Genomic DNA, 21841 nt, shown 5'->3' on the forward strand with positions numbered 1-21841 from the left:
AAATGGGCGTAATTTCAATGAAACAATTATTAGAAGCTGGGGTTCATTTTGGACATCAAACTAGACGTTGGAACCCTAAAATGGCAGAATATATTTTTGCTGAAAGAAATGGTATTTATATCATAGATTTACAAAAAACTGTTAAAAAAGTAGAAGATGCTTATCAAGCAGTTTTTGACATTGCTAAAGAAGGTGGAGAAGTTTTATTTGTTGGTACAAAAAAACAAGCTCAAGATTCTATTAAAGAAGAAGCTATTAGATGTGGTATGTACTACGTAAACGAAAGATGGTTAGGTGGTATGCTTACTAACTTTGAAACTATCAAAACTAGAATACAAAGATTAAAAGACCTTGAAGCAATGATTGAAGATGGTACAATGGATTTATTACCTAAAAAAGAAGTTGCTAAACTTATGCACGAAAAAGAAAAGCTTGATAAAAATATTGGTGGTATTAAAGAAATGAAAAAAATACCAGAGGTTATTTTCATTGTTGACCCTCGTAAAGAAAGAATAGCTGTTCAAGAAGCGCATAACTTAAACATTACTACTGTTGGTATTGTTGATACTAACTGTGACCCAGAAGAAATAGACCACGTAATACCAGGTAATGATGATGCTATTAGAGCTGTTAAGCTTATTGCTGGTAGAATAGCAGATGCTGTTATCGAAGCTAGACAAGGTGAAATTATGACTGAAGCTACTGAAGAAGTTGCAGAATAATTTAAATAAATATAAATATTAAAATAAAATTATGCCTAAGCCCTCTTGGGCTAGGCTTTTTTAAAGTAAATAATATAACTTATGGAGGTAATTAAAATGGCTGTTACTGCTGCTATGATTAAAGAACTTAGAGAAATAACTGGTGCAGGTATGAGCACTTGTAAAGAGGCATTAGTGGAAACTGATGGTAATATTGAAAAAGCTATTGAAGTTTTAAGAGAAAAAGGTCTTGCTACTGCTGCTAAAAAAGCAGGACGTATTGCTGCTGAAGGTGTTAGCTTTGCTCACATTACAGATGATAATAAAGTAGGTGTTTTATTAGAAGTAAATAGTGAGACAGACTTTGTTGCTAAAAATGAAGTTTTCCAAAATTTTGTAAAATCTGTTGCTACACAAATCATATCTTCAAATGCTACTACTGTTGAAGCATTATTAGAAGAAAAATGGAATGAAGATAGCAATGAAACAGTATCTTCTATTTTAACTCAAAACATTGCTACAATTGGAGAAAACCTTACTATAAGACGTTTTGAAAAAGTTGTAAATAATGGAAATAGCTTTTTAGTATCTTATATACATGCTGGTGGTAAAGTAGCTGTTTTAGTTGAATTTGAAACAGAATCTAGAGATGAAAGATTAGTAGAAGCTGGTAAAAATGTTGCTATGCAAATTGCAGCTATGAACCCAGAATTTTTAAATAAAGAAGCTGTACCTTCAGATTTTATCGAGAAAGAAACAAGAATTTTATCAGAGCAAATTAAAAATGACCCTAAATTTGCAGATAAGCCAGAAAAAGTTATTGAAAATACTATCAAAGGTAGACTTGACAAAACTTTAAAAGAAAAATGTCTTCTTGAGCAAGAATATGTTAAAGCAGAAGAAAAAGAAACTGTTGCTAAATATGTAGAAAAAGTTGCTAAAGAAATTGGTGCATCAGTTACTGTTAAAAGTTTTGTGCGTTATGAAACTGGTGATGGTATTGAGAAAAAAGAAGAAAACTTTGCAGAAGAAGTTAGCAAAGCTATGCAAGGTTAATATATATGTTAAAAAAATTCCTTAGCCTTTTGTTAAGGAATTTTTTTAACACATTACTATACATTTATAATTTTATAAATATACACTTAAGAAAGGTAAAATTTATGTATAAAAGAGTTATACTAAAACTTAGTGGAGAAGCATTAGCAGGGGATACAGATAAGGCATTTGATAATGATATTATAAATGGTTTAATTTTACAAATAAAAGATATTATTGAAAAAGGGTTGGAAGTTTGTATTGTTGTTGGTGGTGGTAACTTTTGGCGTGGTAGAAGTGCTAATAAGTCTATGGATAGGACAAAGGCAGACCAAATAGGTATGATGGCAACAATTATGAATGGGATATATTTATCAGATAGTTTTAAACAAAATAATATTGAATCAATCGTTATGACACCATTTATGGTAGGGTCTATTACAGAACAATTTAATAAACAATCAGCTTTAAAATACTTAAAAGAAAAAAAAGTATTAATTTTTGCTGGTGGTATAGGACACCCATTTTTTTCTACAGATACAATAACAGCACTTAGAGCTTGTGAGCTTGAAGCAGATGCTATATTATTTGCTAAAAGTATAGATGGTGTATACGATAAAGACCCAGCAATTTATAGTGATGCTAAAAAATTTGAACAGATACCTTGTAAAGACATAGTAGAAAAAAATTTACAAGTTATAGATATTGCAGCAGCTAACTTATGCTATGAAAATAAAATACCAGTTATTATTTTTGGATTATTGGAAAAAAATAGTTTGATTAGAGCTAGTTTAGGAGAAAAAATAGGTACTATTGTAACAGTATAATAAAATTTGGAGGTAAAATATATGTCGGATATAAAAATTTTTGAAGAAAAAATGCAAAAATCAGTTTCTAGCCTTGAAAGTGAATTAAGTACTATTAGAGCTGGAAGAGCTAATCCACACGTTTTAGATAGAATAAAAGTAGAAGCTTATGGTATGGAAATGCCAATTAACCAAGTTGGTAATATATCTACACCAGAGGCTAGACTTATACAAATAGCTCCTTATGATATATCTACATTAAAGGATATAGAAAAAGCTATTAATACTTCAGATTTAGGTATAAATCCTTCTAATGATGGTAAAGTTATTCGTCTTGTTTTTCCTGAGCTTACAGAAGAAAGAAGAAAAGAGTTAACTAAAGATGTAAAGAAAAAAGGCGAAGATTCTAAAGTTGCTATAAGAAATATTAGAAGAGATGCTATAGATACAGTTAAAAAAATGCAAAAAAATAGTGAAATTACAGAAGATGAATTAAAATCTTTAGAAGATAAAATTCAAAAATTAACAGATAAATATGTTGGTGAAATAGACAAAGCTATTGAATTAAAAAATAAAGATATTATGTCTATATAATATAAGGGCTTTATAGTTTATTATTTAATAAAAAGGTTCTTTGTTAAAGTTTTGAGGTTTAAAACATTATAAATTTTAGCAAAGAGCCTTAAATTGTTAAATTTTATTATTGAAAAAAATATATTGTTATGTTATAATTTTAACGTCATATAATTATATAAAGGAGGATAGTTGTTAATAAATAAAAGCGCCTGAGCTATTTTTAGCTGACGAGGAAGAAGTTTATCGATCATTCGGCGGATGCTTCTCGTCCTATGGCATAGAGGAACGTAGACTTTTAACAAAATAAAAAGGAAACTTTTTACACAAAATAAAAGTAGTTATGCCAATAAAAAATCTCTATCAAGTTAATAAATAAGTTTTTGGAAGTAACTTAATAGAGAATTTATCCAATTACTTATTTATTTTCTTTTTAGTTTATACTTTAAAATTGATTGTAAGGAGAATAAATTTATGTGCGGAATAGTTGGATATATAGGAAATAAAGATACAAAAAATATATTATTAAAAGGATTAAAAAAGTTAGAATATAGAGGGTATGATTCTTCGGGTATAGCAGTATTAGACCAAGATATAAACATAGTTAAAACAAAAGGTAAAATAGCTAACCTTGAAGAAAAACTAAATTTAAGCAATATATCTGGAAATATTGGAATTGGTCACACTAGATGGGCTACTCACGGTGAACCAAATGAAGTTAACTCTCATCCTCATTTTTCTAATGATAAAAAAATTGCTATTGTTCATAATGGAATTATAGAAAATTATTTAGAACTTAAAGAAATGTTACAAAAAAAAGGCTATAATTTTATTTCAGAAACAGATACAGAAGTTATAGTACATTTATATCATAGTTATTATGATGGAGATATGATAAATACATTATCTAAAGTTTTAAAAGATATAAAGGGGTCTTATGCAATATGTGTAATTTGTGAAGACCATAAAGATTCATTTGTTGTTGCTAGAAAAGATAGTCCGCTTATTATCGGAGTTGGTGAAAATGAGAATTTTATAGCATCTGATGTACCAGCTATATTAGAAAATACTAAAAAATATTATTTTTTAGATGATATGGAAATGGCTATTATAAAAAAAGATAGCGTTACTATTTTTGATTTAGAAAAAAATATAGTAAAAAAAGAAACTTTTGAAGTTAATTGGGATATATCTTTGGCAGAAAAAAATGGATATGATTATTTTATGCTAAAAGAAATTTTTGAGCAACCAGCTTGTATAAAAAAATGTATTAGCAGTAAAATTTTACAAGATGATGTATTTTTTGAAAATTTTTCTTTTACTAATGAACAAATTAATAATATAAATAAAATTCATATAGTTGCTTGTGGAAGTGCTTGGCACGCTGGTATGGTAGGAAAATATATTATTGAAAATATGTGTCGTATACCAGTAGAATTAGACATAGCATCTGAGTTTAGATATAAAAATCCTATTTTAAATAAAAATGATATATGTATTATTATAAGTCAGTCTGGAGAAACTGCAGATACATTAGCAGCACTTAGATTGGCTAAAGAAAATGGAGTTAAAGTTATATCTATTGTTAATGTTGTTGGTAGCTCAATAGCTAGAGAAAGTGATGAAGTTTTATATACATTAGCAGGTCCAGAAATAGCAGTAGCAACAACTAAAGGGTATTCTACTCAATTAAGTATATTATATATGATTTGTATTAAATTTGCACATATTAGAAAAACTATAAGTAATGATAGTTTTAAAGAATATATTGAAAGTTTGAAAAATTTAGATAATTATATAGAACAAGTATTAAACTTAGAAGAAAAAGTTAAAGAAATTGCAAACAAATATTATAATGTAGATAATGCATTTATTATTGGTAGAGGGTTAGACTACTGCATGTCTTTAGAATTTTCATTAAAATTAAAAGAAATATCTTATATTCATAGTGAAGCATATGCGGCAGGAGAATTAAAACACGGTAGTATTGCATTAATAGAAAAAGATACAGTTGTTTTTGGAGTTTTAACACAAGATGAGCTTATTCCTAAAACTATATCTAATTTAAAAGAAGTTAAAGCACGTGGAGCAAAAGTAATTCTTATTGCAAAAGAGGGGTATGAAAACTTAGATGATATAGCAGATGATATAATTTTTATACCTAAAATAAAAGAAGAATTTATTTCATCTGTAGCTATTATACCTATGCAGTTGATATCTTATTATATCGCAGTTAAACGTGGTTGTGATGTGGATATGCCTAGAAATTTAGCTAAATCTGTTACAGTTGAATAAAAAATTTATAATATTATAAAAAATTAAAGGTTATACACTATTTATAATAAGTAAAAAGTAATTAATTATAAATAGTGTATAACCTTTTTATTTTATATTTAGTAATATTAAAAATTTGTATAACAAATATTATAGTAATTATATTAATTAGTATTCTAATTGGTGTTGAGTGTATTTAGCTAATACTTTATAACTTTTATCTATTAAGCTATACTCTAACTATTATAAAAAACTATTAAAATATATTAATAAGATTAGATTATATAATTTTTTACATAATTAATGATAAATAAACAATATATCCTTTAAAAGTTATAAGTATTGACATATGTATATCAAATTAGTTATAATCTATACAGGCAAAATTGAGGAGTGATTATAAAATGACAATAAGACATTTAAAAATATTTATTTCTGTTGTAGATTACAAAACAATGAGTAATGCAGCAAAAAAGTTATTTATATCTCAGCCTTCTGTTAGTCAAGCTATCAGAGAAATAGAAGAATATTATAATATAAGAATTTTTGAAAGATTATCACAAAGGTTATATTTAACAAAAGATGGAGAAAATTTATTAAAGTATTCTAGATATATTGTTAGTACCTTTGATAATATGGAAAAAGAGTTTAAAAATAATCACAATAACATGTATATTAGAATAGGTAGTAGTTTAACATTTGGTACATATATTTTACCTACAATAATGGAAAAATTTGAGAAAAAATATAAGGATATAGATATAAAGATAACTGTAGACAATACTAAAATAATAGAGGAAAAAATTATAAATAATGATATAGATATAGGAATAGTTGAAGGAGAAACATATAATACAGATATTGTAAAAATTCCATTTTTAAAAGATAGACTGGTAGTAGTTTGTGGATTAAACCACGAACTTGCATTAAAAGAAAAAATTTCTTTAAAAGACTTAAATAATAAGTCAATGATAGCTAGAGAAGATGGGAGCAAAGAAAGAAGTCAATTTCAAAAGTTTTTAAACCAAAATAATATTAAAGTAGATTGTAAATGGAATTGCACAAGTGTAGAAACTATAAAAAATTCATTAAAAAAAGGGCAAGGTTTTTCAGTTTTGTCTATTATGGCTGTTAAAGACGAGATAGAAAGAAATGAGCTTAAAGCTATAGAAGTGGAAGGAATGGAAAATTTATCTAGAGATTTATGCCTTTTATATCATAAAAATAAATTTTTAAATGAAGAAATACAATATTTTATAGAACTTTGTAAAAGTTTTCCACAGTATAGCCTTTTTTAACTGTATTTATTAGATATTAGTATATATTTTTTTAAAAAACAAATAATATATAAAATTAAAAATTTATATGAGGTGTTTTATGAAAAAAATATTACTATTTATTTTTTGTTTTTTATTAATAGGTTGTTCTAAAAATGAATTACCTAATTTATCAAGTGAATATATTTTAAGTGTAATAAATAAAAAAATAACATTTGAAAATTCTGTAGAAGAAGACTTGAAACAACAAAGTGTTGCTGAGAGATATGGAATATCACCGAATGATATTGAAAGTGGAGTAGTTTATTATACAAAAGATGAAGACAAAAGTGATAAAATAATTATTGCTAAAGCTTCATCTAAAGATACAGTTGAAAATATAGAAAGAGCATTGTCTACAGAGATAATTAGTGTTTCAGATTCTTGGAAACATAATGAAATGGAAATGTCTAAAATAGAAAAACACATATTAAAAACTAAAGATTTATATGTTATAATGGCTATATCAAATAAAGCCAAAGAGATAGAAAATTTATTTGATAGTTGCTTTGAATAAAATTATTATTTATAATAAGGCGATTAGTTAAAGAACTGATTGCCTTTTATAATAATTATAAAATATAAATATATTGAATATAGATAGTTTTTATTGTATAATAGGAAAAAACTATACTTAAAAGGATAAAAATATGAGTAAAAGTATACAAGAGATTAAACAAGAATTTTTAAACCAACCTATAAATAATATTAATGAATTAATTGAAAAATATATACAAGATGAAAGAAAAGGTGTAAAAAATATAATAGAATCTTATAATAATAAGTTTATTAAATATAAACAAGAATTATTGAGAATAGAAAATATGAAAAGATATGAAAATGAAGCATATTTTCAAGGAAAAACATTAATAGCTGGTATAGATGAAGTTGGTCGTGGGCCTTTTGCAGGACCAGTTGTAACAGCTTGTGTTATTTTACCAAAAGATTTTCAAGTTTTGGGGATAAATGATTCTAAAAAATTAAGTGAGAAAAAAAGAGAAGAGCTTTTTATTAAAATAAAAGAAAATGCATTAGATATAGCTATAAATATGGAGGATAACCATGTTATAGATGATATAAATATTTTAGAAGCTACCAAAAAGTCTATGATTAAAAACATAGAAGATTTAAAAAATAAGCCAGATTATCTTATTTTAGATTCTATCCATATCGACACAGACATACCTTATATTTCTATGACAAAAGCAGATGAAAAAAGTATATCTGTTGCATCGGCTAGCATTATAGCCAAAGTTACAAGAGATGAATATATGAATAAAATGCACCTTCTTTATCCACAATATAAATTTAATGAAAATAAGGGGTATGGAACAAAAGAACATATAGAGGCATTAAAAAAATATGGACCTTGCCCTATACATAGAAATAGTTTTATAAAAAATTATATATAATATTATAAGGAATGATTTTATGAATAATAATAAGCCAATAAAAGATAAAAAAGCTGTTGCTATAAAATATAATTCTCAAATGATAGCACCTAAGGTTGTTGCAAAAGGTCAAGGATACGTAGCAGAAAAAATATTAGAAAATGCTAGAGATTCTAATGTTACTATATATGAAAATAAAGAATTAGTAGAAGAACTTGATAAAATAGACTCAGGGCTTAATATTCCTCCACATCTTTATGAGGTTGTAGCCCAAGTTTTATTATTTGTAAGCAACTTAGATAAAAGACAGGAATATATGAAAAATGGAAAATAATAGACAAAAAGGAAAAGTTGCAGAAAAAAAGGCTATTGATTTTTTATTAAATAAAGGTTATTCTATTATAGCCACTAATTATCAAAAAAAGTTTGGAGAAATAGATATTATAGCAAAGAAAGACACATATATATTTTTTGTAGAGGTCAAATATAGAAAAAATATTGACAAAGGCTATCCTAGAGAAGCAGTTTCTAGAAAAAAACAAGAAAAAATAAAAGCAACTGCTCTTTGTTATATAACTGAAAATAATTTAACCAACGTAGATTTTTGCTTTGACGTAATAGAGATTATAGGGGATAATATTATACATATAGAAAGTGCTTTTTATTGAGGTGTTTTATGTTATTAAATAAAAAAGGTGATTTAAAATATTATACATTTGAAAACATAGGAAATATAAAGGAAGTTAAACACTGTTTTTCAACTAAATTTGGTGGAGTATCTACTGGATTTTATGAAAGTATGAATCTTCATTTTAGAGATGATAAAAAAGAAAATGTTATAAAAAATTATGAAATAATATGTAGTGCAATAGGTCTTGATTATAAAAATACTGTTTTTTCGAATCAAGTTCATAGTGATAAAGTATATAAAGTTACTAAAGATGACATTGGAAAAGGGCTTTTAAAGGAGAGTGATATAAAAGGATATGATGCACTTATAACAAATGAAAAAGATATTGTTTTAGTAACATTTTATGCCGATTGTGTTCCTATATTTATAGTAGATAATGTAAATAAAGCTATAGGTATTGCTCATAGCGGTTGGCGTGGAACAGTTAAAGAGATAGGCGCTAAAACAGTGAATAAAATGGTTAAAGAATATGGCTCTAATCCAAAAGATTTAATAATTGGTATAGGACCTTCTATAGAAAAATGTTGTTTTCAAGTAGGAGAAGAAGTTGTAAATGAATTTAGACAAAATTTATCATTTTCAAATAAATATATTTTTGACGATGAAAATTGCAAAAATAAATATAAAATAGATTTACAAAAAATAATTAAACAAACTATAATAAATAGTGGAGTTTTAGAAAAAAATATAGAAATTAGCAAACTTTGTACTATGTGTAATAAAGATATATTTTTTTCTCATAGAGCTATGGGAAATGAAAGAGGAAGCCTTGCCGGTATAATTAGTTTTCAATAAATAAACTTTGAGGAGTATATATAAGATGAGAGAATTTATAAAAAATGAACTTTTAGGATGGAAAAAAAGTGAGGTTATTTGGTTAGTTATATCCGTATCAATTATATTAGCTTTATCTATCTACTGGAAAGAAAATGTAATAGGTATAATATCTTCTATAACAGGTATATTATGTGTTGTTTTAGTTGGTAAAGGTAAAATGTCATCATACATATTTGGACTTATAAATACATCTTTATATGCGTTTATTGCATTTTCATCTAAATTTTATGGAGATGCTATGTTAAATGCTTTTTATTACGTGCCTATGCAATTTATAGGTTGGGTTATGTGGAAAAAGAAAATTAGTGCCAAAAATTATGAAGTAGAAAAAGAAAGATTGACAATAAAAGAAAATTTTATATATTTATCTATAACAAGTATTATAATAATAATTTATGGGTTTATATTATCTAAATTGGGAGGAAGATTACCTTATATAGACAGTATTTCAACTTGTTTAAGTATTTTAGCTATGATTTTTACAGTTAAACGTTTAATGGAGCAATGGGTATTATGGATTATTATAAATGCTGTATCTATATATATGTGGGTTGATACCTTTATACAAAATCAAAGTGATGTTGCTACTCTTTTAATGTGGATAGTATATTTTATAAACTCAGTTATTATGTTAATAAAATGGATAAAAGATACAAAACCTAATGATTAATCAAAAAAGTAGAAAGGAGTAGTCAAAACAAATAGTTTTGATGTTGTGAATTGAACGAAAGAGAACCAGAAAAAATTGGAAAAAATCAAAATATTATAATAAAGGTAGAAAAAGATAGTATAGCAGAAGAAATGGGGATAGAACCAGGAGATATACTTGTTAGTATAAATGATACATATATAAAAGATGTTTTAGATTATAGATACCTTATACAAGATGAATATATAAATGTTGTTATAAGAAAGCCCAATAATGAAGAATGGGAATTAGAAATAGAAAAAGATGATTTTGAAGACTTGGGTATAGTTTTTGAAAGTGGGCTTATGGATAAAGCTAAAAGTTGTTCTAATAAATGTATATTTTGCTTTATTGACCAAAACCCTAAGGGTATGAGAAAAACAATATATTTTAAAGATGATGATTCTAGGTTATCTTTTTTACAAGGTAATTATATAACTCTTACTAATATGAAAGATGAAGATTTAGACCGTATTATTTTTTATCATCTATCACCTATAAATATATCGGTGCACGCAACAGACACAGAAATTAGAAAGTTTATGTTAAAAAACCCAAATTCTGTTAAAATTATGCATCAAATAGAAAAATTAGCAAATGCTAATATAAAGATGAATTTTCAAATAGTTTTATGTAAAGATGTAAATGATAAACATATATTAGATAAAAGTATAGAAGATTTAAGCAAATATGTACATTTAGGGTGTAGTATGGCTATTGTTCCATTAGGTGTAACAAAATATAGAGATAATTTACCACAAATAGAGAGCTTTTCTAAAGAAGATAGCTTAAATATTATAAAACAAGTAGAGGCTTGGCAAGAAAAATTACAGAAAAAATATGGAACAAAGTTTGTATTTTTATCAGATGAATTTTATTTAAAGGCCGATATAAATCTACCTAATGGAGATTATTATGAAGGATACCCACAATTAGAAAATGGTGTGGGTATGATAACATTAATGGAAGAGGAATTTTTTGAATATTTTAATACATTAAAAGGGGATAACATTAAACGAGTTTATTCTGTAGCAACAGCTAAATTGGCTTATCCTCTTATAAAAAAATTATGTGATAAAATATGTGAAAAATTTAGTAATACTAAAATTAATGTGTATGAAATAAGAAATGACTTTTTTGGAAAAACAATAACAGTATCGGGGCTTTTAACAGGTGGTGATATAGTAAATCAGTTAAAAGATAAAGAGCTTGGAGATATATTATTTTTACCAGAAAATTGTGTAAGAGCAGATGATACAGTTTTGCTAGATGATATGGACATAACAGATATAGAAAGAGAACTTAATATAAAAGTTTGCTTGTCCAAAGATAATGGGGCAGATTTTATAAAACAATTTATAGGAGGATAAAAAAATGGCAAAACCAATAGTTGCAGTAGTTGGGAGACCTAATGTAGGTAAATCTACTTTATTTAATAGGATAGCTGAAGAAAGAATATCTATTGTAGAAGATACACCAGGTGTAACAAGAGATAGAATATATGCTGAGGCAGAATGGCTTAATCATAAATTTACATTAATAGACACAGGTGGGCTTGAGCCAGAAAGTGATGATATTATTTTAAAACAAATGTATACACAAGCACAAATTGCTATTGAAACAGCAGATGTTATATTATTTGTTGTAGATATAAAAACTGGTGTAACAGATGCAGATATGCAAGTAGCTAATATTTTAAGAAAAGCAAATAAACCAGTTGTTTTGGCAGTAAACAAAATGGACGATTTAAGAAAATATGGTATGGATATTTATGAGTTTTATCAACTTGGAATAGGAGAGCCTTTTGGTGTATCTGCAGGACAAGCTATAGGGCTTGGTGACCTTTTAGATGAAGTAGTTAAAAATTTTCCTAAAGATATAGAATATGATGAAGAAGATGATACTATAAAAGTTGCTATTATAGGTAAGCCTAATGTAGGTAAATCATCATTAGTAAATAGAATACTTGGAGAAGAAAGAGTTATTGTTAGTGATATTGCAGGTACAACAAGAGATGCAATAGATACACCTTATGAAAAAGATGGACAAAAGTATGTATTTATTGATACTGCTGGTATGAGAAGACAAAGCAAGATTAAAGAAAGTATAGAAAAATATAGTATAATAAGAGCAGTGGCGGCAGTTGAAAGAGCAGATGTATGCATACTTATGATAAATGCAACAGAAGGTATAACAGACCAAGATACCAAAATAGCTGGTATTGCCCACGAAGCAGGTAAACCTACAATAATTGTTGTTAATAAGTGGGATTTGATAGAAAAAGATAATAAAACTATGAATAATTTTATAAAAGAAATAGATAAAGAATTTAAGTATATGTCTTATGCACCTAAAATGTTTATATCTGCATTAACAGGGCAAAGAGTTCATAAACTTTTTGAAACTATAAATTATTGTAGCCAAAATAGTACAAGGCGTATATCAACAGGTATGTTAAATGATGTTTTAATAGAGGCTATGGCACTTAATCAACCACCAGCAGAAAAAGGACGTCTTTTAAAAATATATTATATAACACAAGTTTCTGTAAAGCCTCCTACATTTATATTATTTGTAAATGATACAGAGCTTTTACATTTTTCATATAAAAGATATATAGAAAATCAATTGAGAGAAGCATTTGGATTTAGTGGAACACCTATACATTTTATAGCTAGAAATAAGTCTGAAAGGAACTAAATAAAATGGAAAGAGTTTTAAGCTTTATTATTGGTTATTTTATAGGTTGTATACAGTCTGCTTTTATTGTAGGTAAAATAGTTGGTAAAATAGATATAAGAGAGCATGGCAGTGGTAATGCAGGTATGACAAATGTTACTAGAGTGCTTGGAGCGAAAGCTGGTATATTTGTATTTATTTTTGACATATTAAAAGGACTTATTGCTTTTAATCTTTGTAACTTTATTTTTAGTGGAAACCTATTTTTAAGTGGTGGCTCTGTGTTATATGGTGTTTATGCCGGATTTGGAGCTATTATAGGGCACGATTTTCCTTTTTATTTAAAATTTAAAGGGGGGAAAGGCGTTGCTACTACTTTAGGATTTTTACTTTTTGTAAATCCAACTATTGCTATAATAACTTATGTTATTGGATTTCTAGTTGCTTATATATCAAAATATATATCTTTAGCATCTTTAGTTATGACTTTTGTTTTTTTCATACTTATGATAATTGTAAAAATGCCTATTGAAGAAATAATTATTATGGCAATGGTTATGATTTTATGTTATTATCAACATAGAGAAAATATAAAAAGGCTTATTAAAGGAGAAGAAAGAAAATTTTCTTTTAAAAATAATAATTAGGTATAATATTATTATAATTTATATGTATAATTTGAAGGGAGGAAATTTTATGAATATAGGTGTTGTTGGAGCAGGTAGCTGGGGAACAGCCCTTGCTTATTTACTTGATAAAAATGGTCATAATGTTACTATTTGGGGCTTTAATAAAGATGAAGTAGAAGCTTTAAATAATGATAGAGAAAATAAAAAATTTTTACCCGGAGTTAAGTTATCAGATAATCTAAAAGTTACAAATATTGATGAAGACTTAAAAGATATGGAAATGATTATTTTAGCAGTTCCTTCTAAAGCTGTTAGAGAAATAAGCGAAAGATTTAAAAATACATTTAATGATGGTAGAATAATTGTAAATGTAGCTAAAGGATTAGAAGAAGGAACATTATTTAGATTATCTCAAGTTATACAAGAGGTTATACCTAATAGTAAAGTTGCAGTTTTATCTGGTCCTAGCCACGCAGAAGAGGTAGGAAAAGATATGGCTACGGCTTGTGTTGCATCGGCTTATGATATAGAAGTAGCTAAAAAAGTACAAGATGTTTTTATGAGTGTTACGTTTAGAGTATATACTAATATGGATATAATAGGAGTAGAGCTAGGTGGGGCTTTAAAAAATCTTATAGCTTTAGCGGCAGGAGCATCTGATGGTTGTGGCTTTGGAGATAATACAAAATCTGCTCTTATGACAAGGGGTATGACTGAAATAGCAAGACTTGGAATGGCTATGGGAGCGAAAAGAGAAACTTTTTCAGGGCTTACAGGTATAGGAGATTTAATAGTTACTTGTACAAGTATGCATAGTAGAAATAGACGAGCAGGTATGCTTTTAGGACAAGGCAAAACATTAGAAGAAACATTAGATGAAATAAAAATGGTTGTAGAAGGTGTAAATACAGCGAAAGCAGCTTATGATTTATCTAAAAAATACAATGTTGATATGCCTATAACAACAGAGATTAATGAAGTATTATATAATAATAAAAATACTAGAGATGCAGTTATTACTCTTATGACAAGAAATAAAACAGATGAACAAGAAGAACCAAATCTTTTAGCTTAGGTGATATAATGAATCTAAAATTTTATAAAAACCTATATTTATATAAAAATATATCTAACAAAGATGAAATAATTGAAAAAATTAAAAATAATATTAATATATTTGACTTGTATTTAGTATGTATATCTAAAAATATTAATCATACATTTGAAATATTTTCTTTAACAGAGGCTTTTAAAGATAGATATAAAAATAAAGATTATACTGTAATAGGTATGGCGTATGGTAAAAATCAAGCATTTATATTGATAAAAGATATTTTTCAAGATAATATAAAAGACATAAATCATATAAAACAAAAATTTATAAAAAACAAATAATATTATTGGTGATTATATGAAAATTTTAGCTATTTTATTAGGTTTATTAAAAATAATAGGTATAATTTTAGCTTTAATATTAATTATCTTTTTTATAATTATTTTTTCTAATATAAAACTTAAAGTTATATTTAAAAAAAATGAAGAAATAAGTTATTTTATTAAAGTAAGCTACATTTTTGGATTATTTACCTATATTTTGGACAATAATAAAAATATAAATTGTTTTAAAATTTTGGGTATAAATTTACAAAAATTTAAGAAAAATAAAGATATAGATAATAATGAAAAAGAAGAAGTTTATATTTGTTCAGTTGATAAAGAAGAAGAAATAAATAAAAATATTTATAAAAAGACTGAAAAAAATAAAGATATAAATGAAAAAGTTAATAATAAAAATTTAAAACAAGAAGAAAATACAAAAAAACAACATAATAAAAATAAAAAATTTTTAAAATTTAAAAATATATTATTATATCCAAATAAAAAAGAAGTAATAAATATAGTTTATTTATTACTTAAAAGGCTTATAAAAGCTATAAAATTTAAAATAATAAAAATAAATATTGATTATGGTTTATATGAACCCTTTAAAACTGGAAATACTTGTGGTATAATAAGTTCTATAATACCTTTTTTACCAAAAAAATATATTAAAAATATAAGTATTATGCCAGATTTTGAAAAAGAAGTATTTTTAGCCGATGTAGAAATAAAATGTAAGACAGCTTTAATTAAAATATTATTACCTATAATTATATTTATTAGTAAAAAACCTATAAGAAAAATTATTTTTAGTAAAGGAGAATGATTATGTCAAATCTTAATAGTAGTTTAGAAGTTTTATTTAGTAAAATGGAAGGATTTATATCTTCTAAAACAGTTGTTGGAGAACCTATCAATATAGGTGATGTAATAATTGTTCCTTTAGTAGATATTTCTGTTGGAGTTGGAGCTGGCTCTTATGAAAGAAAAGAAAAAAATAATGAAAATTCAGGCGGTGGCTTGGGGGCAAAAATATCTCCTTCGGCTATGCTTGTTGTTCAAAATGGCTCTGTACAACTTGTAGATGTTAAAAATCAAAATAGTGTTAACAAACTTATTGATATGGTACCTGGAGTTGTTTCTAAATTTAATATATCATCATTTTTTAAAAAAGATGATATAGAAGAAAATATAGGAAATGATATAGAAGATAAAGAATAATTTTTGGAGGAAATTTTATGAAGCACGAGCTTATAATTGTTTTAGACTTTGGTGGTCAATACAACCAACTTATAGCTAGGAGAGTTAGAGATTTAAATGTTTATTGTGAGGTGTTACCATATGATACACCTGTAGAAGAAATTAAGGCGAAAAATCCTAAAGGAATTATATTTACTGGAGGTCCTAGCGTTGTAACAGAAGAAGATGCACCTATTGTAGATAAAGAGATATTTGAAATAGGTGTACCTGTTTTTGGCATATGTTATGGTTGTCAGCTTATGGGATATTTAACAGGTGGACAAGTTGGTAAAGCAGATAAAAAAGAATATGGAAAAGCAGAACTAACAGTAAATAATACAAATCAATTATTTGAAGGGATAAATAAAAATAGTGTATGTTGGATGAGTCATACTTACTATATTACAGAAGTACCTAAAGGATTTGAAGTTATAGCTACAACAGATACTTGCCCAACAGCAAGTATATTTAATAAAGAAAAAAATCTTTATGGGGTACAATTCCACCCAGAAGTTGTACATACAGAATTTGGTAATGATATTATTAAAAATTTCTTATATAAAATTTGTAAATGTTCTGGAGATTGGGTAATGACAGAAATTGCAAATGAAATGATAAAAAAATTAAAAGAAAAAATAGGGGATAAAAAAGTTTTATGTGCATTATCTGGTGGTGTAGATTCATCTGTTGCAGCAGTTTTAGTACATAAAGCTATTGGTAAAAATCTTACTTGTGTTTTTGTTGACCACGGCCTTATGCGTCTTAACGAGGGTGATGAGGTTATGTCTGTTTTTAAAGAACAATTTGATATGAACCTTATACGTGTTAATGCTGAAGACAGATTTTTAGATAAACTTGCTGGTATATCAGACCCAGAAACTAAAAGAAAGATAATAGGTGAAGAATTTATTAGAGTTTTTGAAGAAGAAGCTAAAAAAATAGGCTCTGTAGATTTTCTTGTACAAGGAACTATTTATCCAGATGTTATTGAAAGTGGAACTAAAACGTCAGCTGTTATAAAAAGCCATCATAATGTAGGAGGGCTACCAGATGTTGTAGACTTTAAAGAGATTATAGAACCTCTTAGAGATTTATTTAAAGATGAAGTTAGAGCAGTTGGTACTGCTATTGGTATTCCAGATTTTCTTGTGCATAGACAACCATTCCCAGGACCAGGTCTTGCTATAAGAATAATAGGAGATATTACTAAAGAAAAACTTGATATACTTAGACAAACAGACTTTGTATTTAGAGATGAGATAGCAAAAGCAGGTCTTGATAGAGAAATTTGGCAATATTTTACAGTATTAACAGGTATTAGAAGCGTTGGTGTTATGGGTGATGAAAGAACTTATAGCTATACTATCGCCTTAAGAGGTGTTACAAGCCTTGATGCTATGAGTGCAGATTGGGCTAGAATTCCTTATGATGTATTGGAAAAAATTAGTGTTAGAATGGTAAATGAAGTACCTAATGTTAATAGAGTAGTATATGATATAACTAGCAAGCCACCAGCAACTATTGAGTGGGAATAGAAACCAATTAACTAGAAACCCCTATATATCAAGGTATATAGGGGATATTTTTTATTTAATGATACTAATTTGGTACTAAAAATATTTATTTGAATTTTTATATATTAATTTGTATAATGTTTTTAGGGTAATTGCATAAGGGGTATGTTTAATTTTTAAAATAGAGTTAGCCCCTTTACTTTAACTTTATTAAACTAGAGTAAAGGGGGTGTTAATATGAATATAAAAGATACTTTAGAATTATTATTTATAGGTGGAATGTTCCTCTTAACACTTCTTACATATATAAAAAAGTAAGAAAAACTAACCACCATGTTGCAACCAGAGTGGCTAAATAAAAAATAAACCATTTGGGGTTAACTATCTTTTATAGTTAACTTACCCTTATACATATAATATAGCGTATAGATATTAAAATAAATTATTTAGCTTTTCTGACACCTCTTTTTGCTTGTTAGGATATAAATAAGAATAGGTATTTAGTGTTGTTTCTATATTCTTGTGTACTGAATATTAGGACATAAAAAGGGGAGAAGATATTAAATAAAATTATTGTAATATAAAGTATTATCTTTTTTTATAAATACAAATTAATTATTATATATTTTATATAAAATAGAAAATTAATGAATAAAAAGTGTTGACAATATTTGTATAATATGTTAATATAATCAAGTCGTATAAGTTAATTTGTTAAGAAAAAGTAAAAATGTAAAAAAATGAAAAAAGTTCTTGACAATGTGAAAGATAAGTGATAAACTTATAAAGTCGCAAAACGACAAAAAAACAAAAAAGATAAAAAAGTCAAGAAAAAATAAAAAAAGCTTGACAAAAATGAAAAAAATGTTATAATAGAACAAGTAACTAATAAAATTTATAAAAAATGAGATTAGTTAAAGATATTATAAAATATTGAACATTGAAAACTAAATAATCAAAAAGTGAATTAGACAACCCGAAAAATTCAAGTGAGAAAAAACACTAAAAAAGAGGAAAAAGTCAGAGTAATCTGAGCGAATTAAACTTAAAGTTTAAGGAATTAAAATGAGAGTTTGATCCTGGCTCAGGATGAACGCTGGCGGCGTGCCTAACACATGCAAGTCGAGCGGAGTTTTATGGGAGCTTGCTTTTATAAAACTTAGCGGCGGACGGGTGAGTAACGCGTGGGTAACCTGCCCTATACACAGGGATAACATTGAGAAATTGATGCTAATACCTGATAAGCCAACAAGTAGGCATCTACAAGTTGGAAAAACTGAGGTGGTATAGGAGGGGCCCGCGTATGATTAGCTAGTTGGTGGGGTAAAGGCCTACCAAGGCGACGATCAGTAGCCGACCTGAGAGGGTGATCGGCCACATTGGAACTGAGACACGGTCCAAACTCCTACGGGAGGCAGCAGTGGGGAATATTGCACAATGGGGGGAACCCTGATGCAGCAACGCCGCGTGAAGGAAGAAGTATTTCGGTATGTAAACTTCTATCGACAGGGAAGAAATAAATGACGGTACCTGAATAAGAAGCACCGGCTAAATACGTGCCAGCAGCCGCGGTAATACGTATGGTGCAAGCGTTATCCGGATTTACTGGGTGTAAAGGGTGAGTAGGCGGTTATGCAAGTCATATGTGAAATTCTGGGGCTCAACCTCAGGGCTGCATAAGAAACTGTGTAACTAGAGTACAGGAGAGGTAAGCGGAATTCCTAGTGTAGCGGTGAAATGCGTAGATATTAGGAAGAACACCGGTGGCGAAGGCGGCTTACTGGACTGAAACTGACGCTGAGTCACGAAAGCGTGGGGAGCGAACAGGATTAGATACCCTGGTAGTCCACGCCGTAAACGATGAGTGCTAGGTGTTGGGAAGAGATTCTCGGTGCCGCAGCAAACGCAATAAGCACTCCACCTGGGGAGTACGACCGCAAGGTTGAAACTCAAAGGAATTGACGGGGACCCGCACAAGCGGTGGAGCATGTGGTTTAATTCGAAGCAACGCGAAGAACCTTACCTAAACTTGACATCCCGATGACAATCTGTGTAATGCAGACTTTCTTCGGAACATCGGTGACAGGTGGTGCATGGTTGTCGTCAGCTCGTGTCGTGAGATGTTGGGTTAAGTCCCGCAACGAGCGCAACCCCTATTCTTAGTAGCCAGCAATTCGGATGGGCACTCTAGGGAGACTGCCGTGGATAACACGGAGGAAGGTGGGGATGACGTCAAATCATCATGCCCCTTATGTTTAGGGCTACACACGTGCTACAATGGCTGTAACAAAGTGAAGCAAGATAGTGATATGGAGCAAAGCACAAAAAAGCAGTCCCAGTTCGGATTGTAGTCTGCAACTCGACTACATGAAGTTGGAATCGCTAGTAATCGCGAATCAGAATGTCGCGGTGAATACGTTCCCGGGTCTTGTACACACCGCCCGTCACACCATGGGAGTTGGAAGCGCCCGAAGCCTGTGACCTAACCGCAAGGGAGGAGCAGTCGAAGGTGAAGCCAGTGACTGGGGTGAAGTCGTAACAAGGTAGCCGTATCGGAAGGTGCGGCTGGATCACCTCCTTTCTAAGGAAAAAGGGAAGCTAATTCATTGATTATTTAGTTTTGAGTGTTTAATTATATTATTATATGGGTGGTTTCCCGAGTGGCCAAAGGGGGCAGACTGTAAATCTGTTAGTTAATCTTTCGGAGGTTCGAATCCTCCACCACCCAATGTCTATAATAGGCACTGTATGTGCCCGAGTGGCGGAACTGGCAGACGCACAGGACTTAAAATCCTGCGGGAGTTAAATCCCGTACCGGTTCGATTCCGGTCTCGGGCATATTTTATGTATGCGTAGCTCAGTTGGATAGAGCGTCTGACTACGGATCAGAAGGTCGAGGGTTCGAATCCTTTCGCATACATATTTGTATATATTTGAAAAAGTTGTATGTTTTATTTAGTGATAATTATTTTTTAGATATTATTAAATAAAATATACAACTTTTTTTATTGTGCAATTTTATTAATAAGTAATAATAGTAATGAATATAGGTATTAGAAGAAAAGTTGATGACTTGGGTAGAATAGTTATACCTAAAGAAATTAGAAAAACTAAAAAATTACTACTAAAAAGTCATAAATTGTATATATATTTTTATAATAAATATATAAATAAAATACTTAGATACTTATAAATTAAATTATAGTTTAGTTATATTTATAAATTTAAAAAATTTATTACCAATTTTGATAAACAACCTATATAAATAAATAAGATTAAAAGATTGTATAGTATTTATAGTGATAAAAATTAAATAGTATACAATCTTTTTTTATTATAAAATTTTATAAATTAAACTTAATTTTATTTTATATTCATAAGTCAAAATTAAGTTAAATTTTTTTTAAAATGTAAATTTATAAACTATATTATATATTTTACCAATAATTTTGTATTTAAAATATATTGAATAGATATATCTAATAAAATACAATAAATATGAGGTGATTTATATGAAAAAGAGTTGTTATATATTTTTTTTAATATCATATATTTTAAATAGTAGTATAGTAGTAAATGGACAAGAGCTTTATAAAATTTATTATTTAGAAAATACGTTTGAAGAAAAATTAACATTTGAAGAATATATCATATTAGGAGGATTTATGGACGAATATAAAATAAAACTAATATTAGAAACATATTTTTATAATAGTCAAGATAATATGAATTATATACCAAAAGGAGCAAAAGTTTTAAATGTAAAAATAATAAATAAAGATTTATTTATAAATTTTAATAATAATTTTCAAAATTATGGTGGTAATCATTATGAAATAAATCTTATAAGACAAATATTACATACGTGTTTTCAGTTTGAAGATATCCAAACAGTTACATTTTTAATAGAAGGAAAGTTTAAAGTTTTACCAGAAGGAAATTTAGTTTTTAAATATACAAGAGAGGATTTAGAAATAATGGATTATAATCAAAATTTATCTTTAAAATAAAACAAATAATATTTAAGATATAATTATTTACAAATAAATATTTTTATTGACATTTATATAAAATAAATGATATTATAA

22 protein-coding genes, 3 tRNA genes and 1 rRNA gene are annotated in these 21841 nt (G+C 27.7%); all 26 read left to right on the top strand.

All coding sequences use genetic code 11. The features are described from left to right. The first annotated feature begins 2 nt into the window (after nt 1–2). The 26 genes from rpsB (at nt 3) to NBW53_RS03505 (ending at nt 21763) form a co-directional block, all read left to right on the top strand. The gene (gene rpsB, locus NBW53_RS03385; RefSeq protein WP_250278680.1) at nt 3–722 is read left to right on the top strand and encodes a 30S ribosomal protein S2; all 720 of its coding nucleotides are present in this window, start codon (nt 3–5) and stop codon (nt 720–722) included. A gap of 96 nt (nt 723–818) precedes the next feature. After that, the gene (tsf, locus tag NBW53_RS03390; protein ID WP_250278681.1) at nt 819–1757 is read left to right on the top strand and encodes a translation elongation factor Ts; all 939 of its coding nucleotides are present in this window, start codon (nt 819–821) and stop codon (nt 1755–1757) included. Between the two features lie 104 nt (nt 1758–1861). Then, nucleotides 1862–2563, top strand: a complete 702-nt coding sequence (pyrH, locus tag NBW53_RS03395) for a UMP kinase (RefSeq protein ID WP_250278682.1) — start codon at nt 1862–1864, stop codon at nt 2561–2563. A 21-nt stretch (nt 2564–2584) separates the two neighbouring features. After that, entirely contained in the window at nt 2585–3136 is a 552-nt protein-coding gene (gene frr, locus NBW53_RS03400) for a ribosome recycling factor (protein ID WP_250278683.1), read from the top strand. Nucleotides 3137–3589: 453 nt separating this feature from the next. Beyond that, nucleotides 3590–5410 carry a glutamine--fructose-6-phosphate transaminase (isomerizing) gene (gene glmS / locus NBW53_RS03405; RefSeq protein ID WP_250278684.1) on the top strand — a complete coding sequence of 607 codons (1821 nt, stop codon included), beginning with the start codon at nt 3590–3592 and terminating at the stop codon, nt 5408–5410. Between the two features lie 383 nt (nt 5411–5793). Beyond that, a complete protein-coding gene (locus NBW53_RS03410) occupies nt 5794–6687 on the top strand; it encodes a LysR family transcriptional regulator (RefSeq protein ID WP_250278685.1) in 894 nt (297 codons plus the stop codon). A 79-nt stretch (nt 6688–6766) separates the two neighbouring features. After that, nucleotides 6767–7222 (top strand): DUF4358 domain-containing protein, encoded by a 456-nt coding sequence (locus NBW53_RS03415; RefSeq protein ID WP_250278686.1) that lies wholly within the window; start codon nt 6767–6769, stop codon nt 7220–7222. A gap of 133 nt (nt 7223–7355) precedes the next feature. Next, entirely contained in the window at nt 7356–8117 is a 762-nt protein-coding gene (locus tag NBW53_RS03420; RefSeq protein WP_250278687.1) for a ribonuclease HII, read from the top strand. Between the two features lie 19 nt (nt 8118–8136). Continuing rightward, complete coding sequence (locus NBW53_RS03425; RefSeq protein ID WP_250278688.1) at nt 8137–8430, top strand: EscU/YscU/HrcU family type III secretion system export apparatus switch protein; 294 nt, start codon at nt 8137–8139, stop codon at nt 8428–8430. After that, nucleotides 8420–8764 carry a YraN family protein gene (locus NBW53_RS03430; protein ID WP_250278689.1) on the top strand — a complete coding sequence of 115 codons (345 nt, stop codon included), beginning with the start codon at nt 8420–8422 and terminating at the stop codon, nt 8762–8764. Before NBW53_RS03425 ends, NBW53_RS03430 begins: the two co-directional genes overlap by 11 nt. A gap of 8 nt (nt 8765–8772) precedes the next feature. After that, a complete protein-coding gene (pgeF, locus tag NBW53_RS03435; RefSeq protein ID WP_250278690.1) occupies nt 8773–9582 on the top strand; it encodes a peptidoglycan editing factor PgeF in 810 nt (269 codons plus the stop codon). A 25-nt stretch (nt 9583–9607) separates the two neighbouring features. Further along, the gene (pnuC, locus tag NBW53_RS03440; protein WP_250278691.1) at nt 9608–10294 is read left to right on the top strand and encodes a nicotinamide riboside transporter PnuC; all 687 of its coding nucleotides are present in this window, start codon (nt 9608–9610) and stop codon (nt 10292–10294) included. Between the two features lie 50 nt (nt 10295–10344). Continuing rightward, a complete protein-coding gene (locus NBW53_RS03445) occupies nt 10345–11682 on the top strand; it encodes a DUF512 domain-containing protein (protein ID WP_250278692.1) in 1338 nt (445 codons plus the stop codon). A gap of 4 nt (nt 11683–11686) precedes the next feature. Then, nucleotides 11687–13012, top strand: coding sequence for a ribosome biogenesis GTPase Der (gene der, locus NBW53_RS03450; protein WP_250278693.1), 1326 nt, complete (start codon nt 11687–11689; stop codon nt 13010–13012). Between the two features lie 5 nt (nt 13013–13017). Then, the gene (gene plsY / locus NBW53_RS03455) at nt 13018–13638 is read left to right on the top strand and encodes a glycerol-3-phosphate 1-O-acyltransferase PlsY (RefSeq protein WP_250278694.1); all 621 of its coding nucleotides are present in this window, start codon (nt 13018–13020) and stop codon (nt 13636–13638) included. A gap of 49 nt (nt 13639–13687) precedes the next feature. After that, a complete protein-coding gene (locus NBW53_RS03460) occupies nt 13688–14695 on the top strand; it encodes an NAD(P)H-dependent glycerol-3-phosphate dehydrogenase (RefSeq protein ID WP_250278695.1) in 1008 nt (335 codons plus the stop codon). A gap of 8 nt (nt 14696–14703) precedes the next feature. Next, nucleotides 14704–15015, top strand: a complete 312-nt coding sequence (locus NBW53_RS03465) for a hypothetical protein (protein ID WP_250278696.1) — start codon at nt 14704–14706, stop codon at nt 15013–15015. Between the two features lie 16 nt (nt 15016–15031). Next, entirely contained in the window at nt 15032–15826 is a 795-nt protein-coding gene (locus NBW53_RS03470) for a DUF2953 domain-containing protein (protein ID WP_250278697.1), read from the top strand. Nucleotides 15827–15828: 2 nt separating this feature from the next. Beyond that, complete coding sequence (locus tag NBW53_RS03475; protein ID WP_250278698.1) at nt 15829–16221, top strand: GerW family sporulation protein; 393 nt, start codon at nt 15829–15831, stop codon at nt 16219–16221. 17 nt (nt 16222–16238) lie between these two features. Continuing rightward, on the top strand, nt 16239–17774 hold the full coding sequence (guaA, locus tag NBW53_RS03480) for a glutamine-hydrolyzing GMP synthase (RefSeq protein WP_250278699.1): 1536 nt from the start codon (nt 16239–16241) through the stop codon (nt 17772–17774). Nucleotides 17775–17990: 216 nt separating this feature from the next. Next, nucleotides 17991–18071: a putative holin-like toxin gene (locus tag NBW53_RS10170; protein WP_408647049.1), complete on the top strand. Its 81-nt coding sequence runs from the start codon at nt 17991–17993 to the stop codon at nt 18069–18071. Between the two features lie 743 nt (nt 18072–18814). Beyond that, nucleotides 18815–20334: ribosomal RNA gene (locus NBW53_RS03485) — 16S ribosomal RNA — on the top strand. A 65-nt stretch (nt 20335–20399) separates the two neighbouring features. Then, nucleotides 20400–20481, top strand: a tRNA-Tyr gene (locus NBW53_RS03490). A gap of 24 nt (nt 20482–20505) precedes the next feature. Beyond that, nucleotides 20506–20591 (top strand) — tRNA-Leu (locus tag NBW53_RS03495). Between the two features lie 8 nt (nt 20592–20599). Beyond that, nucleotides 20600–20673 (top strand) — tRNA-Arg (locus NBW53_RS03500). Nucleotides 20674–21265: 592 nt separating this feature from the next. After that, a complete protein-coding gene (locus NBW53_RS03505) occupies nt 21266–21763 on the top strand; it encodes a GerMN domain-containing protein (protein WP_250278700.1) in 498 nt (165 codons plus the stop codon). Nucleotides 21764–21841 lie beyond the last annotated feature (78 nt).

This window comes from [Clostridium] colinum, assembly GCF_940677205.1.
GTDB lineage: Bacteria > Bacillota > Clostridia > Lachnospirales > CAG-274 > Tyzzerella > Tyzzerella colina.

What these genes read in the sequence shown, in the direction of transcription:
- rpsB (WP_250278680.1), top strand. Translation starts at nt 3, where the DNA reads ATGGGCGTAATTTCAATGAAACAATTATTAGAAGCTGGGGTTCATTTT.
- tsf (WP_250278681.1), top strand. Translation starts at nt 819, where the DNA reads ATGGCTGTTACTGCTGCTATGATTAAAGAACTTAGAGAAATAACTGGT.
- pyrH (WP_250278682.1), top strand. Translation starts at nt 1,862, where the DNA reads ATGTATAAAAGAGTTATACTAAAACTTAGTGGAGAAGCATTAGCAGGG.
- frr (WP_250278683.1), top strand. Translation starts at nt 2,585, where the DNA reads ATGTCGGATATAAAAATTTTTGAAGAAAAAATGCAAAAATCAGTTTCT.
- glmS (WP_250278684.1), top strand. Translation starts at nt 3,590, where the DNA reads ATGTGCGGAATAGTTGGATATATAGGAAATAAAGATACAAAAAATATA.
- NBW53_RS03410 (WP_250278685.1), top strand. Translation starts at nt 5,794, where the DNA reads ATGACAATAAGACATTTAAAAATATTTATTTCTGTTGTAGATTACAAA.
- NBW53_RS03415 (WP_250278686.1), top strand. Translation starts at nt 6,767, where the DNA reads ATGAAAAAAATATTACTATTTATTTTTTGTTTTTTATTAATAGGTTGT.
- NBW53_RS03420 (WP_250278687.1), top strand. Translation starts at nt 7,356, where the DNA reads ATGAGTAAAAGTATACAAGAGATTAAACAAGAATTTTTAAACCAACCT.
- NBW53_RS03425 (WP_250278688.1), top strand. Translation starts at nt 8,137, where the DNA reads ATGAATAATAATAAGCCAATAAAAGATAAAAAAGCTGTTGCTATAAAA.
- NBW53_RS03430 (WP_250278689.1), top strand. Translation starts at nt 8,420, where the DNA reads ATGGAAAATAATAGACAAAAAGGAAAAGTTGCAGAAAAAAAGGCTATT.
- pgeF (WP_250278690.1), top strand. Translation starts at nt 8,773, where the DNA reads ATGTTATTAAATAAAAAAGGTGATTTAAAATATTATACATTTGAAAAC.
- pnuC (WP_250278691.1), top strand. Translation starts at nt 9,608, where the DNA reads ATGAGAGAATTTATAAAAAATGAACTTTTAGGATGGAAAAAAAGTGAG.
- der (WP_250278693.1), top strand. Translation starts at nt 11,687, where the DNA reads ATGGCAAAACCAATAGTTGCAGTAGTTGGGAGACCTAATGTAGGTAAA.
- plsY (WP_250278694.1), top strand. Translation starts at nt 13,018, where the DNA reads ATGGAAAGAGTTTTAAGCTTTATTATTGGTTATTTTATAGGTTGTATA.
- NBW53_RS03460 (WP_250278695.1), top strand. Translation starts at nt 13,688, where the DNA reads ATGAATATAGGTGTTGTTGGAGCAGGTAGCTGGGGAACAGCCCTTGCT.
- NBW53_RS03465 (WP_250278696.1), top strand. Translation starts at nt 14,704, where the DNA reads ATGAATCTAAAATTTTATAAAAACCTATATTTATATAAAAATATATCT.
- NBW53_RS03470 (WP_250278697.1), top strand. Translation starts at nt 15,032, where the DNA reads ATGAAAATTTTAGCTATTTTATTAGGTTTATTAAAAATAATAGGTATA.
- NBW53_RS03475 (WP_250278698.1), top strand. Translation starts at nt 15,829, where the DNA reads ATGTCAAATCTTAATAGTAGTTTAGAAGTTTTATTTAGTAAAATGGAA.
- guaA (WP_250278699.1), top strand. Translation starts at nt 16,239, where the DNA reads ATGAAGCACGAGCTTATAATTGTTTTAGACTTTGGTGGTCAATACAAC.
- NBW53_RS10170 (WP_408647049.1), top strand. Translation starts at nt 17,991, where the DNA reads ATGAATATAAAAGATACTTTAGAATTATTATTTATAGGTGGAATGTTC.
- NBW53_RS03505 (WP_250278700.1), top strand. Translation starts at nt 21,266, where the DNA reads ATGAAAAAGAGTTGTTATATATTTTTTTTAATATCATATATTTTAAAT.